The organism is Vibrio sp. ArtGut-C1, from assembly GCF_002105475.1.
In the GTDB taxonomy this organism is placed as follows: Bacteria; Pseudomonadota; Gammaproteobacteria; order Enterobacterales; family Vibrionaceae; genus Vibrio; species Vibrio diabolicus.
This window is the reverse complement of record NZ_NCTH01000020.1, coordinates 39642-55855: the sequence shown is the minus strand read 5'-3', so window position 1 is coordinate 55855 and position 16214 is coordinate 39642. Positions and strand designations below refer to the sequence as shown.

The window sequence follows — 16214 nt, the reverse complement described above, 5'->3', positions numbered from 1 at the left end:
ATAAGCACAAACCAAACGCAAGCGCAGCGATAAGCGCACATGAGGGGATTATGACTATAGAACTTGACCAAGCACTATTAACTGGCAACGTCGAAGACATTGACGCACTGCTAGATGAAATTGACCTAGATGACGATTTGGGCGTTCTCAGCGGTGAAAATGACCAAGACAACCATTCGACTGATAACGAAATGGGCGTAGGCGAGGAAGATGAGGCACTACCAAGTGTTATTGACACTACTCAGCCAAAAGGTGACGCCAACCTAGATAAATCAGAACAGGGCCAAGAGCCTAAAACGAATGCGGCCAAAGATAGCATTGGGGTTCGAGAGATTGACGGCAAGCTCTACATTGAAGTTGATCCAGACAATGCAGCGGTAGCAAGTAAGGACGGTAAACATACGATTCCTTATGCAGTTCTAGAAAAGGCTCGCAATCAGGCGAGCGAAGCGTCAAGCCGTATGCAGGAGCTAGAGCAACAGTTAAGTGAAGCTACAACCGCCAAGGAAAAACTACAGCTATACACCAAGCAATTAGAAGAAGCTGGCATTACGCCTGAAAAGCTACCTGAAGAATTGCTGAACGATGAAAATGCGATCAATGCGCTGCGTGATGAGTTACCAGAAACGGCGGCAAATTTACTAACGGCGCTAGTTAAGCGTTTTCAAAGTAAGGCTGCGACCACTCAACAAGAAGCCAATGACGGAGTTAACGAAGTTACTAACGCGCTAAACGCTGACGAACTAACAGAACTTCGCACTTGGGAATCGAGTGACTGTGACCGTTGGGATATGGCCCTAGTTATCGACAACAAGCTCAAGAATGATCCAGCGTTCCAAGCCATGCCACTAAAAGAACGCTTTGCAGAAGTGCAACGCCGAGTGAAGGCCGCTTTCGGTGATCCGGTTCAAGCGTCAATTGATGCTGAAAAGGCACAGAAACAAGCCGAGCAAGGCCAGCAGCAACCTCAACAAACGGCAGAAAAACAAACCGTTGTACCTAATTCACCGTCTAGTCTAGGTGGTTCTTCACTGGACACTACGGCGGCAGCTAATCAGGCATTGTTGAATCAAGACGCACTAGCGCTTGAGCAATCACTTGCCAATATGTCGCCAGAGAAGGTTGAAGAGTTCCTAGCTCAAGCGGTGATAGCTCTAGATTAGTCGAGGATTTCATAATGACTACTATCACTAAAGCTCAAGCTGCTAAAGCGTTTGGTGCCGCGCTGTTTACTCATACGCGCCGCCAAAACACTTTTGTAAACATGCTAACTGGTAAAGCTCCAAAGGCAGTGCCAGCAGACCGCAACCGAAACAAAACTCAAACTGAAGCTGGTGCGCCAGTTGTAATGATCACCGACCTTACAAAACAGGCTGGTGACACAGTTGAAATGGATTTGTTCCACAACTTGGGCGGTATGCCAACGATGGGCGATAAAAAAATCGAAGGTCGTGGCGAGTCTCTATCAAAAGTTGAGTTTGAATTAGTCATTAACCAAGGCCGTCATAACGTCGATTCAGGCGGTAAGATGGCTCAACAACGCACCAAGCAAAACCTACTTCAAGTAGCTCGTACAATGCTTGGTAACTACTTCAACGATCTGCAAGATGAAATCGCAACGTATCACCTAGCTGGTGCGCGTGGTGACTTCATGCCTTCCGACATGATTGTTCCAACTGCGGATCATCCAATGTTTGGTGAAATCATGGTTAACCCTGTTACCGCTCCTACAGCGGATCGCCACTTCTTCGGTGGTGACGCAACGGGTATTGCAGATATCGTGGCAGCCGACACGCTAACCCTAGCGAAGATCGATGAAATTGCGCTTTACCTAGAAGAAATGGCACATCCAATCAAGCCTATCCGCTTCGAAGCTGATGAGCTTTACGGTGAATCACCTTTCTACGTTCTATTTGTTACTCCGCGCCAATGGGCCGACCTATGGGCTGACGTTCAAGGGGCTGGCAAAGTGCAAGAGCTGATCGCGAATGCGGTTAACCGTTCGCAAGGCTTTAAGCATCCACTATTCCAAGGTGACCGCCTAATGTGGCGCAACATCTTGGTTCGTCAATACCGCAAACCAGTACGTTTCAATGCTGGCTCTAAAGTGAAAGTTGGCGCAGCAAGCGGCAACGGCACTGAAACTGAAGCTACAGCAGCTACCGTAATTGACCGCGCAATCCTACTTGGCGGCCAAGCGCTAGCAGTGGCTTACGGTAAATCTTCAAGCGGTGCTCAGTTCTCTATGCACACCGAGAAGGTTGACCACGGCAACGGTCGTGAAACGTCTATCGCTTGGATGAGCGGCGTTAAGAAAGTTCGCTTCCAAGAGAAGAATGGCCGAATCAATGACTACGGCGTAATGGTGCTAGATACAGCCGTTGGCGGTTTATCTAAGTAATAAGTGACTGGCTGGCTATCTAGCCAGCCTTTATTCATCGGAATCAAAGGAGAATTGCAATGGCAGTTAAAGTATCACCAGCCGTTAAGCAAAACGTCTACAACGGTACTCACGGTAACCTTTCAGTGATGTTTGCTGAAGTTCCGGCGGCAGAAATCAATGATTCAGTTATCGCGGCAAGCCTAGAGGCTGGCGTGAAGCTGGTGGAAGTGAAGATCCTTACCAACGGCGAAGCAGTAGCAAGCTTAACTGCTAAGGCTACTCTGAACGAAGCCTTGTTATGTGATGGTATTCACGAGCCTCAAGTTGGCACCAAGTTAGAAGATGTGATCGGTACGGCTACGGCGGTTCCGGCTGGCGTATTGTCTTCGGATGCGGCTGGTTACTTCCCGTCAGAAGATGTTGCTGAAAAAGATAAGTGTCTAGTTCTTACTTTCGCAGGTGCCGCAGTTCCAGCAGACAAGATCCGTCTAGCGATTTACACCACTTCAGTCGGCACTATCTAAGATAGTCCACTCTGTTGAAAAACAGGCCAGTCAGATAATTGGCTGGCCTTTTTTATATGCTCCGTGGCAATGGCCGCAGCTCAACACATCGAATACACATAAGGGTATTGACTATGACAGCAGAAAAGAAAATTGTTTGGATCGGTGAAAAGCCAATTAAAAAAGTAAACACGCTTGGCCGTGACTACTACTTTAACCGTGGCGAACCAACCAGCGTACCGGAACAAGTGGCGCACCGATTACTGCAAATCAAATCTTGTTTTGCTACTCCTGAAAGTGCTCAGTCTCTTATCGAGAGCCTACAAGCTGAAGAGCAAAAGCGTCAGCAACTAGCGGAACGAGCGGCGCAACTAAAAGCTGAAGAAGAGAAAGCAAACACTTGGCTCGTTATGGTTGATGGTGAAGTCGTCAACATTTCCAAATACACCAAGGCGAAACTTGAAACCGTTATCCTAGCAGAAGAGCTTCCGATTGATCCGTTAGCGTTGGAAGTTCCAGAAGGCGAAACACATGCGTCAGCTCTACGCATGGCAGTGCGTGACAAGCTACACGCTAAACACGGTATTCCAGAGGCTTAATGATGAGCGCACTATCTGATTTATATCGGTTAGTGCGTCAGCGTTGCGCTGGCGTTGTCGATATCATGATGGATGACGCCTTGCGCGACTCTTACCGCGAGTTTTGCGAGAAATCAGAGTTCCTAAAAACAAAGGTCAAATTGACCGCCGTTGTGTCTGGTGTGCAAATTCCGGTTGCTGGCATTCCTACCGATTCAGCAATTCTAAAAATTGACAGCGTAGTGAGTAATTGCGGTTCTCCGCTTTACGTCAATGACGACTACGTTTTTGATCCTGTAACCAACGAGTTCACATTCACGAATCACTTTGATGTGGTGACCGTTACGGCGGTACTAAAACCAAAGCTAAATTTCGATGAGAACAACCTTAATTCATACCTAGTTGAAAATTACGGCGAAGCTCTAGCGGCTGGCGCTGCTTACCGCCTCCGACTACAGGTTGGTACAAATTGGTTTAACCCTGATCTCGCGTTGATGTACGAGCGTGAATTTATAGAGGGTTATCGCTGCGCTTACCGACTAAGCAAAGACAACTTCAATTCATTCAAAAACAAAGTGCGCAAGCACAATTTCTACTAGAGGTGTGTATGTCTGCTAATAACACTCCGGTCAAACACTTGATCGATGAGGCAGCTCGTCTCGTTGTCGATAAAAACATGATCCGTTGGGATAAAGCGTTTTGGGTTGATGCGTTCAACTCGGCAGTTCGAGCAATCCTAGCAATTCGATCTGATGCGCTAACGGCCAATGAGGACTTTGTTTGTGTTGAGGGTTCAACTCAGACAATTCCAGTAGGTGCTCGTTTTGTTGTTGATGTTCTGCGAAATAAAGGCGGCGCGGCCATTTCTGGCAATGTGGATTTGAAGATGCTTGATGATTATCGCCCTGAATGGCGTTCAGAGCCTCTTGCTAGCACGGCCAAAGCGTGGCTTTACGATGACCGAAATCCAACCACGTTTTATATGTATCCTCCGGTAGTTTCTGGAACAACCATTGAGTGCGTATTTGCAAAAGTGCCTACGCCAATAACTGAAAGCGATTACGACTCTGAAACCAAATGCGAACTAAACCCGATGTACGACAACGTAATCATTGAGTGGCTTGTCTACCGCGCATTTAGTGAGGATGCGGAGTTTACCGCTAACGCCGCTCGTGCAACCACAGCATTAAACGCCTTTAGAACAATGCTAGGCGACAAGAGCCAAGCAGATAGCATCGTTCAACAAAAGAGCGCTGATATCAAAAACCAACCACGCTAATTAATTGGAGTAGAGCACAATGAGTAGTAGCTGGTATCGAAGAGGTACGGTAACTGTAACCGACGGCTCAAAAGAGGTTGTAGGCGTTGGTACGTTATGGGTTGATGCCGGAAATAAACCGCTAGCTGGCGATATCATGTTCATAGCTGGCAGTATTTATGAGGTCGAATCGATCACCGATAACGAACATTTGTCACTGTTCAGACCATTTACTGGCGTTCCACCAGCAAATGGTGAGTATGCGATCATTCGAAATACTTCAGTAACTATTGCAACTCGTGTGGCCGCAATGGTCGCGGCGGCTATCAACTCAAAACAAGTGTTGCTTGATGACCTTCGAGGTTATTACACATCAACGGCTGACAAGGTTCTTATTCACACCGATGACGGCTCAACTATAGAGGTTGTGCCACTTCAAACACTGGTGTCAGATATCACAAACCTGATCGCTCAGTCTGAAAGTATTAAAAACGATCTAGCTAATACACAGGCAGCTCTAGATCTTGTTCGTCAATACTCTAATGCGGCGCAAGGTGTCGAAGTTGAACCTGGCAAGTATTCAGCGAAGAGCTATGCGGCTGATGCGGCGGATACGTTGGCTTTAGTGAACAAAGCAAAAAGCGATGTGGATTTAAAAGCCTCTCAAGTTCAGCAAACCAAAACAGATATTGAGCAGTTTGTAAGTACATCAAAAACTGAAATTGATGCCAAGGCTACTGCTATTAGTACGGCTATTGCTACGCAAGCGACTACCGTTAAGGGCGAAATCACAACACTGGTTACGACAAGTAAGAGCCAGATTTCTGCGCAAGTAACTACTGGTAAGAGCGATATTGCCGAGCTTATTACTGGTGGAACGGACAGCATTTCTTCACTTTCTTCTACGAGTCAAAGTGAAATAACGGCGCTAGCTACCAAAAGCAAAAGTGACATTGTGGCTCTTGCTACTCAGAGCAAGAAAGATATTACGACTCTTACGACAAGGAGTAAGGGTGAAATTTCAGATCTAGTGGCTGGTGGCACTAATAGCATTACGTCACTTACCGATACGAGCAAGGGTGCAATTAACACCTTAGTTAGTGCAAGCAAAACCGAAATCACGGATCTAGCTACCACAGAAAAAGCAGCCATTTCGCAGCAATCAACCGCAGCAATTAGTGAAATGACTTCACTAAAACAGAGCGCCGAACAAGCAGCATCAACGGCAACACAAAAGGCTACTCAAGCGGCTGCTTCAGCTACAAGCGCAGCACAAAGTAAAACCGATGCTCAAACCCTGAAAACGCAAACTGAAGCCTTAGCGAATGAAACAAAGCAAGTAGCGGAAGAGATTAAATCCGGTAGTTATGTTGGTTGGCAAATCTATTGCCAAAGCGAAGCAAACATGAAAGCAGCACGAATGCTAGCTAGTGAACAGTTTGCGGCTAGTGGATTCGTTGATTTTGGTCGTCACTATAGTTCTGGTAATTATGTTCCTGTCAATGAGGGGCTTTGGTCGCAGTTAGATTCACCAAATAGCCTAAGAATAGGTAAGGTCACCAATGCTTCAGGAACGTCAAAAACTAACCATGCCGTTACGCATATCGCAGGCTTTATTTCGCAACTGATTAATATCAACGATGCGTTTGAACCAAGGGCTTCGATTAAGTTTCCTGAAGCCCCGAACGGCGCAGTTGTTTATGACTCCACTGGTAACTGTCGTGGTTCTGGTAAAGTTAATCTAGATTTGTCTAAGGAAGCTGATCCTAAGTATGGGGATGTTGCTGCTAATAGTAATGAAGCAGTTGCTCGTGCATTTGAGGGAGCTTGTAAAAACGCTGATTTGCGTCTCGGCTTAGAGTATTGGCGTCCATCTACTGCCGATGCGACTATTGATAATGCAGGTAATGGTGTTCTAGCTGTTAGCTATGTTTCTGCGTGGTCTGGTGTTTATCTTCCGATTGAGCTTGTGGCTGGTCAGAAATACGAAATCTGTTTTGAAATAGTTAATAGCGGCGGTCAGATTGGTCAAGGTATTTCACTGCGCGGTTGTACTAGCTTGTCACCGAGTGATGGTGAGGATAGTACCACAGCATGGTATTACCCTAGAAAGACTGGCATTTACAAATGTACTTTCACTTCGACAGAATCAAGCTCAAAAACAATTCGCTTTATAGCGAATAGTGCAGCCGCCAATGGTACTGCTCACTTTAAGTTGCATTATGTGCGGCCAGTAACCGAAGAAGTGGTTATTGAGCGTGTTGATATGTTTGGTTTTGAGTTCTTCTTAGAAGAAATCAGCAAGTCCAATCCATTTGTTTATCCTTATGGTTGTATTCAGTCGCTTGCTTCCACAATGGAAGGTATTGCTACTACAGGCTCTAATCGACCTGTAACTTATTATGCCGCTTTTGATGGTGATACAGGCTCAAAAGGTAAAGGCGTTGACTTTTGGGCTGCAACGGATGAGCAGAAGAGAGCTTTAGTTTCTAATCCTGAACACAACATTTATTTACTTGATGATGGACGCCTTGTTCAATGGCGTGTCCGTCAGAGAACTATTGCAGGTGCAGGTAATGGGGATTGGGAAGGCTTTAGTCCTGTCGATGCAACACAACACTATTTACATTTCTACGGCGTGTTTGGTAACTGTTCGGTGGTCAATCCACAGGGCATTAAAGATGTACTCGGAGGTAATGGCACTTCATTTGGTAAACCTAATAATGTTCTTGGGTATGGCGTTTTTGATGGCAACGTTGAACCTATTCGTCCAGATGAAAGTTTGGGCGCGTATAAAGTTCGTTTCTCTCATGCTTCAGATGGTTCTTACGCAGTAAACGGTGAGTGTTATTTCTATGTTTGCGGTGTAGTTCCTCGATTAAACAAAGGTGCTTATCATCCAAGCTTTAACCCTATGGGTTCGGCAACGTGGAGAACTGACGGTGTCGGTTACTCTAAATGGTATGAAGGTGAAGGTGCTAGGAATCTTATCAACGTACAAAAGTGTTTTGCATTCTCGAACACCACAGGCGTTTATGGTGGTTCTATTGCATCAAGTCATTACGGTCGTCCTGATGCTAAACGTTACGATGCTATCTATGCTTCAGGTCAAGGTGGTGTAATTGACTACCGTTTATCTGCTTGGGATATGGGGAGCAAAGATGAAGCAGCTAAGGTTTTCCAAAAGCTAATCGAAGGTACTTATCGTGGTAAAGAACATCTTCCCCGTATGCGTTCGTTTGTTCCTCAATACACAGTAAGCGCCGCTCATGGTACTTATTTGCGGATTGAGGCTAATAAACTATTGGGAAATACAGATTGGATCCCAACAGCTAGCAGCATTGCACAAGGTGTAGAGTGTTCTGGTAGCTTGATCGTCAATGGCGTGGTAAGGAAAGTTAAGAAGATATACAGAAACACTAACCTTGATTACTACCTAGAAATGGAAGATAGGTTAGGTAACGCTGTTGGGGATGTTATTTGTGGTGTTATTGGTGACTATGCGTCTTTTGAGATATCGGGCAATTTCAATATGATTGATGTGCTTGGTTCGCCAGAGCGCATTTTGGCTAAAACTGAACTAGCAAATGGTTGGCTTGGTGGCTGGATTCCGGTTGTTCCAAACAATACATTGGTGGCAAATAAATTTCCGATGACTCACGTTGCGGTGGATAAGGATCTGCGAATGTATTGGAGCGACGGTGACGCAGCTTGGCAAACCGGAACTTATACGTTCGCTTCATCATTAAATGCGCGTGATAACAGTTCTGCAATCCCATCAACTCGCGTTGCATTACATTCTTATACTGCTAGCGCAAAACTTACTAAATCAGCAAACATCAAGCCTATATTAAATGGCGCTAATGGCGTCGGTGATGTTTACGCAACGATGTTTAATGATCGTACTCGTGGTGGATTATTACGGGAAAGTTTTATAAACAAAGTTGTTAGTGGCTACTCGCAGAAGCATCCACACAGCCAAACAGTGAAGCTGAACAAATGTACGTTGCTTGATGGATATTTTGCTAGTAACCCTGATTTCTCGCCAACGCATGAATGTATTGCACTAGGTGAACCAGCTTATGATGATTCAGCAATCAAAGTGTTGTGGAGTCAGAGTTCAAACAACCAACAGGCCAATTTAAATCTATCATTCAATGAGTTGATTTGGGTTGGTAGCTATTCGTCGTTGAATGTAACCAAAATTACGTCCACTAACACTGCGACTGATGGTGTTGCTGGTCAGTTTTATTTAACCGATCCAAGTATTACAAATGCTTTGGGTAATAAGTTGCTTCGCTGCGTTAAGTCTTTTACTGCGTCTTGGGGGGATGTGTGGTTAGAGAACGGAAAAGGCTTTGTGTATATCACAGCTCCAACGGGAGATCCTTTCTTGGTCGTATATGGTTCACAGTCGGACTTATGGGGTGATGATGGAAAACTGCGAATCGTAAGTGAGGTTGGGACATATAAGAATCTCAATGGTGATTTATGTCTATATGGTACGCATGAGCTGGCAATTCCATACGGCTACACAAAGAACAAAGCTCGTTCTGGTTCTCAAGTTAGTGGGGTGGATTTATGATCATTGATACCGACTACACAGCTCTAACCGATATTGATGAGAATATCCGGCATTATTATGCTGAAGATGTTCGAGAACGAGTGATTGGCTACGCAGAGGGGGAGGAAACTTCCCCTATAACTGAGCAATACACGGTTATCGTTCTTAATAAGCCTGAAGAAATTACTTATCAGGATGCAAACCAAAGACGCTGGGAGGGTAAGTCTTGGGAGCAACTTGTTAAGCCAGAGCTTGAACGAGCAATTGCTTGGGAAGATTTTCAAGTAAACCACGATCAATATCTTCAATGGCTGGTGGATGTAGAGAACTTTGTTCCTGAAATCACTATTGGCGAAGATGGTGAAGAAGTTGCCACGTTGCCACCAGCGCGGCCAGTGATCGATATGCAAAATCGCCGCGCCGTTTATGAAGTAATTGAAGTGTCATACGACGCTAATTATTACACTCATAATGGTGAATACGATTATTTGGTCAATGATGAAGAGTTTACTGTTACCAAGACGCCAGTTGTCGAGAGAAAGCCTGACAATGTGATCGCGGAGTTTCATCGGAACAAGGCGCAAGCTTTGCGAGATGAAATAAAACTATCAAACATCTTTATTCATGGATATGAGTTCCAAGTTCGCCAAGTTGACCGGAACAACATGGATGAAACGCTATGGTATGCAGAGCGAAATAATATGCTGGATAAAGAGACGGTCTGGATTGCAGCAAATAATGAACCTGTAAGACTGACGTACAATCAAATCCAACAAATTAAAGATGCTTATGCGATTCGATTGGAAAAGCTATTTAATCAATATGCCACTTGGACAGAAGGGGATATGCAAACTCCATTCGAATTTTTAGAAATCTAAAGTTCTCGATTGGTGATTTTTGTTTTCAATCGAGAAAGTGTTTTTATTCCGAGTTATTATTGGTCAAGCATTGCAGTTTATGACGGGGTGCGAAAGTGCCCCGAATTGAAAGGGGCGAAAGATGTTAGAGAAGTTACTAAACAACAATCCACTAGGCGTTGTGATGTTGTGTGCTTCGATAGTTGGGACTGGCTATGTGATGAATTATCGCTTGAACAGTATCGAGACGACTCAACAAAACATTGGCACTGATGTAAAAGATATTCGCCAAGATATAAGCGCTCTACAGGCCGATGTTGCTGGCTTGAAAGCCGTTGCTGATTACAAAGAGAGAGCAGGTAAATAATGCCTAGAATTAACGTCGCTACTTTCTTTGGAGAACGGCCAAAACAGACGCCGAGACTCCTACCAAATGAATATGCTACAAAAGCGGTAGATTGTCAGTTTCCGGTTGGAAACCTTCAGCCTTACCTTGGCTTGAAGGACACTAATGAAGGCTTAACGGAAAGCCATAAAACGGTTTATAAGTTTTTAGATTGGTGGTTCAAGTGGAAAACTGATGTTGATGTGGTTGTGTCGCCAATTGTTGGTGACCCTTGGAACCGTGTTTATTTTACAAGTGATACCGGAGTTCGCGTTACCAATAACCAGATATTTAATGGTGTTGGTGATCTTCCCGTTGACTCTTATCCATTAGGAGTGCCAGCGCCAGAGCATGGCGTGACAGCAAAAGTAAATGCTCCTGATCCTCTACCAGAAGAAGACGAGGCAACCGACGACGAAACTCGTTTTTATGTCTACACGCTTGTTAGCGAACAAGAAGAGGAAGGGGCGCAATCTCCGATCAGCAATCAAGCTGAAATTAAGTTCCCAGAGAGTACGGTTACGCTGACATTTCAAAGTGAAGGTGTTTTATCCGGCAATATCACTAAACGTCGAATCTATAGAACGTCAACAGAGGGTGGTGTTTCTGACTTCTATCTGGTTGGGGAAATTCCGATTTCACAAAATACGTTTGTGGATGATAAGTCAGCCGATGATCTTGGGTTCCCGCTGGAAAGTGAAAAATACGAAATGCCTAACAAAAAGCTACGGTTTTTAACCCTAATGCCTAACGGAATTATGGCTGGTGGCTATGACCGAACTGTTTGTTTTAGTGAGCCGTATTTGCTTCACGCATGGCCTGTAGATTATCAGCTCACAACAGAGCACGAAATCGTAGCAATGGAATCAGTGAGCAATATGCTATTGGTTGGCACGAAAGGTTACCCTTGGGTGTTCCAAGGTATCACCAGTGATGCGATCAGTGGGCGAAAGCTTGAGTCTATGCAAGCGTGTGTTTCCAAGCGCTCTATGAGAAATATCGACAACCTAATTATCTATGCGTCTCCTCATGGCCTTTGTGCGTTCACTGGTCAAGACGTTGAGCTAATTACCAAAGATATTATTGACTCTAAGCAGTGGGAAGCATTGGAGCCAGAAACCATTGAAGCTTACTACTACGATGGAAAGTATTTGGCTTTTTACGGAAAGGCGCTTGATAAGTCGTTCATATTCGACCCTAAAACGGGTGGCATTACGTTCCATTCTCTAGGTTCAAACCTTGGATTTACTGACTTAGTGACAGGTACGCTTTATGTTCGAAGCGAAGATGGAACAAAATTGGCTGAATGGAACAAGGGCCAACCTAAAGCGTATGTTTGGCGTTCTAAAGAGTATTACGCCATGTATCCAACACTTAGTACGCTGTATATCCGAGCGGAAGATCCGGCATTGGTTGGAATGAAAATTATCGTTGATGGAGTCGTCATCAAAGATTACGAGATAGGTACGTTAACTAATCGACCTATACGCATTCCACCAGCAAGGGGCAACTCATGGCAATTTGAAGTTTATGGCACTGGAATATTAGAAGAGGTGATCATTGCTTCTAGTATGGCAGAGGTTTACGGATAAATGGCAGTTCGTACATTACAAGGCGGCAAAAAGCTAAAGGGTAAATTCCAATCTATTCCCCACAAGAAAGGAAGTGACGCTGTAATGGATGCAGTTGCCGACAACTTGGAACAGTTGATCGGTATGCGTGGCGAGGGCGGCAAAAAAGCCGTCCTTTGGGAAGATATGAAAAAGCTCGGTTTTGCTGACTACAGAAACGGTAAATTACAGAGCACAATTAATATCCCAAGTTCGGACGGCGGTAGTGGTGATCCGATTGTTGGTGAGGAAGTTCAGACGCCAACTACACCACAAAACTTAGTGGTTAAATCTGGCTTTGGTATCGCATTGCTTTCGTGGGATACCGCGCCATATAAAGGCCATGCTTACACCGAAATTTATCAAGCAAGAGATAACGTATTTGCAAATGCTATTGTGGTGCAAACAACTCCGTCTAGCGTTGCCTCATTGCCGATTGAGCCTACGGGTGATTATTACTATTGGATCAAGTTCGTAAACCTAAAAGGCGAACGTTCAGCGATTAACTCAATTAATGGTACTCATGCAAAGAGCGTTGTTGACCCTCAATATTACCTTGACCTGATCATTAAGGAGATGGAAGAACATCCCGAACTAATTCCTTTACCGGAGGCATTAGAAGGCATTGATTTTTCATCCATTCCAGACGCAGAAACTATTGAGAATATCGACGTATTATTAGCGGAAGCAGCTATGCAAAACGCTGTAACCGTTGATAAGGAAAGCGCATTTCGCAGAGAAGAGAACCGGACATTAAGGGCCGAGATTGAAACCAACTACTACACAGCAGTTGAAACCGATAAGGCAATGGCGGTTTTAAGAGAGTCGGTTACTTCTCAGATCGAGGAAAACGAGACATCAATTCTTGCTCAGATCAAACGAGAGTACGCAACGAAGGTTGAAGTTGATAGCGCGTTATCGGCATTAAGAGAGTCTGTTAAGTCAGAAATTCAGTCTAATGGGGAGTCAATTCTTGCGCAGGTAGGCCAAGAGTTTGCGACTCAAGTTGAGCTTGATAAGGCTATATCTACTGCCAAGTTAGATCTCGAAACTCAGTTAGGCGATTCGATTTCAAGCATTGAGCAAAACTACGCGACGAACGCCAAGCTAACGTCAGCAATTTCTCAATTAAATACGTCGTTGTCAGCGTCAATTGAAGGAGTTGAGAGCAATCTATCAACCAACTATAAAACGTGGGTTGATACTGAAAAGGCGATCAATATTGCAACCAATTCATTGTCTTCAAAAATTGGAGAGGTTGAGAGTAACTTAGCCAACAACTATTACACTGAAGCGCAAACCGATCAGGCCATTGCTAAATCTGCTTTGACGCTGCAATCATCAATTGACGGTGTTAGCTCGAATCTATCCAAGAACTACTACACAAAGACGCAAACCAATCAGGCGATTAGTACCGAGATTGGAAAAGTTAATGCAACGGTTAACGGCGTTTCATCTTCAGTCACACAGATTAGTGAAGCATTGGCCGATCTTGATGATGGCTATTCTGCGTTGTGGGGCGTTAAAACAAGCATAGGTGGAATGACGGCTAGTGTTGCTCTTATAGCCAAGTCTTCCACTGATACGAGCACAGCAAACGCAGAATTTGTTGTTAAGAACGCAGGGTTTAAGGTCGCTTACGACAAGAATACTGGTGGTACAGGTAGCAACAGCATCGTTCCGGTTTTTGGCACTATCAAAAACCCAGCCTATCAGGATTGGGTTAACGGCGGTCAAGTTGGTACAGCTCCGCCAAAATATGTACTCGCAATCGACACTGCATCAATCAAGGTTGCAGACATTAGAGATCTGGTTGCTGGCGATGTAGTGGCAACAAGCGTGCAAGCAAATACAGTGATCGCAAACGTAACGTTACGAGCGTCAACGATTAATGACCCGAACAGCAAGTTCTATGTGAGCGCGGCTGGTGTGGCAAAAATGGTTGATGCTGATGTTTCGGGGAAAATTACCGCGACTTCTGGTGTGCTAAGGAACGTTACGATTACTGATTCTTGCGATATTCAAGGTCGTCTCAATGTTAATCAGATCGTTGGTGATGTAATAAAACCTTATCCGTACACGGTTATGAAGACAGAAAGTACTACAGGACTAATTCAGACGCTCTACTCAGTAAATATTCCAATGGCTACTTGGGATCGTGAGGTTGTTTGGGGGAGTGTGTATGTGACTACGTTCGGTGCATGGTTTGATTTTTTAATTAATGATGAGGTTGTTCATAGTCAAGATGTTGGTGGTATGAGCGCTCAAAACTCACCGATCTGGCGGCATAGTCTTCCGGCTGGTAAGGCTTATAAGGTTAGTTTGCGCGCAAGAAACCACGAAAACAATTCTTGGCATGTGTGGAACTCATCTGGATTAGTGCTCACCTACAAAGCTTAGGTTTAGTGCTTTTGGAATTGCGCCATTTTGTTAAGGTGCTCTAGATCGTTCAGGGGTAAAAAGTGCGGTTCGCTAAAGTTGATCACAACAATTATATCTACATGCTTGTGAGAAAGCTTGTTTACGTGGCTGGTCGTGATGATTTGCCGGATTTGCCGAAAGAGGTGATCAGTAAGTTGGATAGTGGTGATGCACACTTGTTTGTTGGTGAGCGTTGTGGCGCAGTTTTGGAGGTGACGCACGAAGATAACGAGATAGTTATGTATGTGGTTTTTGGATGGTCTGATAACGGGCATGGCATATCAGATTACATCAATGCGTACTATCAACTTGCTAAAGATGTGGGAGCAGAAAAGATTGTTTCATTGGCTCGAAGAGCAGGTGTGTACAGGCTTTGGCGCGCTCACGGATTTAAAAAAGTAGGGTACAATGAGCAAGGTTTAATCAGGTTTGAGAAAAGGCTGGTAAACAATGGGTAAAGGGCCAGAAAAAGCAAAACCAACTGCCGATCAGATTGCAGCAGCAGAGGTGGCGGCTAAAGAGTGGAATAGATATCAAGAGGTGTTTGTTCCAATTGAAAACGAATATATGCGTATCACCGAAAAGATGGGGGACGAGGCAAACTACGAGAAAATAGCAGGAGCGGCCAATACAACGTCGAATAGTGCAACGAGTTCGGCTGTCAATCAGACTCAAAAACAATTGTCGGCATCTGGCTTTAATCCAAGTTCAGGTAAGGCGTCTAGCGCTTCAAACGACATAATCTCAGGCTCCAATGCCAACGAGGTACAAACTACTGCGCAAGGCCAACACAACGTAACCGAGCGTTTTACTGGCAATCTTCAAAACGTAGTTGCAATGGGGCGAGGTCAGGCGACTCAAGCCACGGCAGGGCTTAACGATATTGCGGCGGCGTCAGCGCGTAAGGCCAACCAAGCTGCAATTGATGAAGCTAACGCCGTATCTATTCCGGCGGCGGTTGCTGGCGCTGGTGCCTCTTTACTTACTGGCACCGATACAGGCAAAGAGGTGCTATCAAGCGCTGGACAGGGATTAAGTAATTACTTCAAACCAGATACTTACAAAAGTATGAAATCAGACGATGGCTTTGCGCCAATGGGCGGCGCTAGTTCATACGGTTTAAGTTAAACGTTAGGAGAAAATAATCATGCCTCAAGAGGGTGAATTAGGTTATTACAATCCAAATACTGGCAGTTCAGCCGCGCCAGCCACAACCTCTCCAACCGCCAGTGTTAAAAGCGATAATCTTTCAAACATGATGGTTAACGCTTATGGTAATCCTGAATACATATACGCGAATCTTACGAGAAAGCAGTACGAAGATTATCTAAAGCGCTTCCAACAATATGAGAATCAACTTATCGATCTTGCTATGACCGATAATTTGTTAAATAAGCAGTTAGATAGAAATAACGCAAATGCCACGAAGAACTTAGAACAAGCCAATATCAATGCTGCAAATGCAACTAGAAAGTATGGTTTAGGTGATCTTCGAACTGATCAGCAAAAACGAAACTTGGAAATGAATAACGCGCTTGCCCTAGCTTCAACTAATAACAACACTCGCCAAGCCATAAACGATTTACAAGTCGGATTGATGACGGGTGTTTCGTCAGGAAGCAGAAACTTAATTAACTCAGTTGGTGGAGTTTAGG

The 16214-nt window shown here is 44.7% G+C and carries 14 protein-coding genes; all 14 read left to right on the top strand.

Annotation, left to right across the window (positions count from 1 at the left end):
- Window positions 1-50: 50 nt before the first annotated feature.
- The 14 genes from B7360_RS16425 (at window position 51) to B7360_RS16360 (ending at window position 16213) form a co-directional block, all read left to right on the top strand.
- The gene (locus B7360_RS16425; RefSeq protein ID WP_164673225.1) at window positions 51-1163 is read left to right on the top strand and encodes a hypothetical protein; all 1113 of its coding nucleotides are present in this window, start codon (window positions 51-53) and stop codon (window positions 1161-1163) included.
- 14 nt (window positions 1164-1177) lie between these two features.
- Window positions 1178-2401: a N4-gp56 family major capsid protein gene (locus tag B7360_RS16420; protein WP_021453721.1), complete on the top strand. Its 1224-nt coding sequence runs from the start codon at window positions 1178-1180 to the stop codon at window positions 2399-2401.
- A 59-nt stretch (window positions 2402-2460) separates the two neighbouring features.
- Window positions 2461-2907, top strand: coding sequence for a hypothetical protein (locus tag B7360_RS16415; RefSeq protein WP_085344017.1), 447 nt, complete (start codon window positions 2461-2463; stop codon window positions 2905-2907).
- A gap of 113 nt (window positions 2908-3020) precedes the next feature.
- Entirely contained in the window at window positions 3021-3485 is a 465-nt protein-coding gene (locus B7360_RS16410; RefSeq protein ID WP_020840888.1) for a hypothetical protein, read from the top strand.
- The gene (locus tag B7360_RS16405) at window positions 3485-4063 is read left to right on the top strand and encodes a hypothetical protein (protein WP_064490279.1); all 579 of its coding nucleotides are present in this window, start codon (window positions 3485-3487) and stop codon (window positions 4061-4063) included. The genes B7360_RS16410 and B7360_RS16405 overlap by 1 nt, the downstream gene beginning before the upstream one ends.
- Window positions 4064-4071: 8 nt before the next feature.
- Entirely contained in the window at window positions 4072-4743 is a 672-nt protein-coding gene (locus B7360_RS16400) for a DUF6682 family protein (RefSeq protein WP_085344016.1), read from the top strand.
- A gap of 19 nt (window positions 4744-4762) precedes the next feature.
- Window positions 4763-9307, top strand: coding sequence for a hypothetical protein (locus tag B7360_RS16395; protein WP_085344015.1), 4545 nt, complete (start codon window positions 4763-4765; stop codon window positions 9305-9307).
- Window positions 9304-10164 carry a DUF4376 domain-containing protein gene (locus tag B7360_RS16390; protein WP_085344014.1) on the top strand — a complete coding sequence of 287 codons (861 nt, stop codon included), beginning with the start codon at window positions 9304-9306 and terminating at the stop codon, window positions 10162-10164. The genes B7360_RS16395 and B7360_RS16390 overlap by 4 nt, the downstream gene beginning before the upstream one ends.
- A 121-nt stretch (window positions 10165-10285) precedes the next feature.
- Window positions 10286-10510, top strand: coding sequence for a hypothetical protein (locus B7360_RS16385; protein ID WP_020840883.1), 225 nt, complete (start codon window positions 10286-10288; stop codon window positions 10508-10510).
- The gene (locus tag B7360_RS16380; RefSeq protein ID WP_031856811.1) at window positions 10510-12120 is read left to right on the top strand and encodes a hypothetical protein; all 1611 of its coding nucleotides are present in this window, start codon (window positions 10510-10512) and stop codon (window positions 12118-12120) included. The genes B7360_RS16385 and B7360_RS16380 overlap by 1 nt, the downstream gene beginning before the upstream one ends.
- The gene (locus B7360_RS16375; protein ID WP_079879343.1) at window positions 12121-14538 is read left to right on the top strand and encodes a hypothetical protein; all 2418 of its coding nucleotides are present in this window, start codon (window positions 12121-12123) and stop codon (window positions 14536-14538) included.
- Window positions 14539-14663: 125 nt separating this feature from the next.
- On the top strand, window positions 14664-15017 hold the full coding sequence (locus B7360_RS16370) for a hypothetical protein (protein ID WP_127891400.1): 354 nt from the start codon (window positions 14664-14666) through the stop codon (window positions 15015-15017).
- A complete protein-coding gene (locus B7360_RS16365; RefSeq protein ID WP_065969340.1) occupies window positions 15010-15687 on the top strand; it encodes a hypothetical protein in 678 nt (225 codons plus the stop codon). Before B7360_RS16370 ends, B7360_RS16365 begins: the two co-directional genes overlap by 8 nt.
- Window positions 15688-15706: 19 nt before the next feature.
- Window positions 15707-16213, top strand: a complete 507-nt coding sequence (locus B7360_RS16360; RefSeq protein WP_085344013.1) for a hypothetical protein — start codon at window positions 15707-15709, stop codon at window positions 16211-16213.
- Window position 16214 lies beyond the last annotated feature (1 nt).

Excerpts from the sequence above, each read along its gene's own strand:
- B7360_RS16425 (WP_164673225.1), top strand. The coding sequence starts at position 51 with ATGACTATAGAACTTGACCAAGCACTATTAACTGGCAACGTCGAAGAC.
- B7360_RS16420 (WP_021453721.1), top strand. The coding sequence starts at position 1,178 with ATGACTACTATCACTAAAGCTCAAGCTGCTAAAGCGTTTGGTGCCGCG.
- B7360_RS16415 (WP_085344017.1), top strand. The coding sequence starts at position 2,461 with ATGGCAGTTAAAGTATCACCAGCCGTTAAGCAAAACGTCTACAACGGT.
- B7360_RS16410 (WP_020840888.1), top strand. The coding sequence starts at position 3,021 with ATGACAGCAGAAAAGAAAATTGTTTGGATCGGTGAAAAGCCAATTAAA.
- B7360_RS16405 (WP_064490279.1), top strand. The coding sequence starts at position 3,485 with ATGATGAGCGCACTATCTGATTTATATCGGTTAGTGCGTCAGCGTTGC.
- B7360_RS16400 (WP_085344016.1), top strand. The coding sequence starts at position 4,072 with ATGTCTGCTAATAACACTCCGGTCAAACACTTGATCGATGAGGCAGCT.
- B7360_RS16395 (WP_085344015.1), top strand. The coding sequence starts at position 4,763 with ATGAGTAGTAGCTGGTATCGAAGAGGTACGGTAACTGTAACCGACGGC.
- B7360_RS16390 (WP_085344014.1), top strand. The coding sequence starts at position 9,304 with ATGATCATTGATACCGACTACACAGCTCTAACCGATATTGATGAGAAT.
- B7360_RS16385 (WP_020840883.1), top strand. The coding sequence starts at position 10,286 with ATGTTAGAGAAGTTACTAAACAACAATCCACTAGGCGTTGTGATGTTG.
- B7360_RS16380 (WP_031856811.1), top strand. The coding sequence starts at position 10,510 with ATGCCTAGAATTAACGTCGCTACTTTCTTTGGAGAACGGCCAAAACAG.
- B7360_RS16375 (WP_079879343.1), top strand. The coding sequence starts at position 12,121 with ATGGCAGTTCGTACATTACAAGGCGGCAAAAAGCTAAAGGGTAAATTC.
- B7360_RS16365 (WP_065969340.1), top strand. The coding sequence starts at position 15,010 with ATGGGTAAAGGGCCAGAAAAAGCAAAACCAACTGCCGATCAGATTGCA.
- B7360_RS16360 (WP_085344013.1), top strand. The coding sequence starts at position 15,707 with ATGCCTCAAGAGGGTGAATTAGGTTATTACAATCCAAATACTGGCAGT.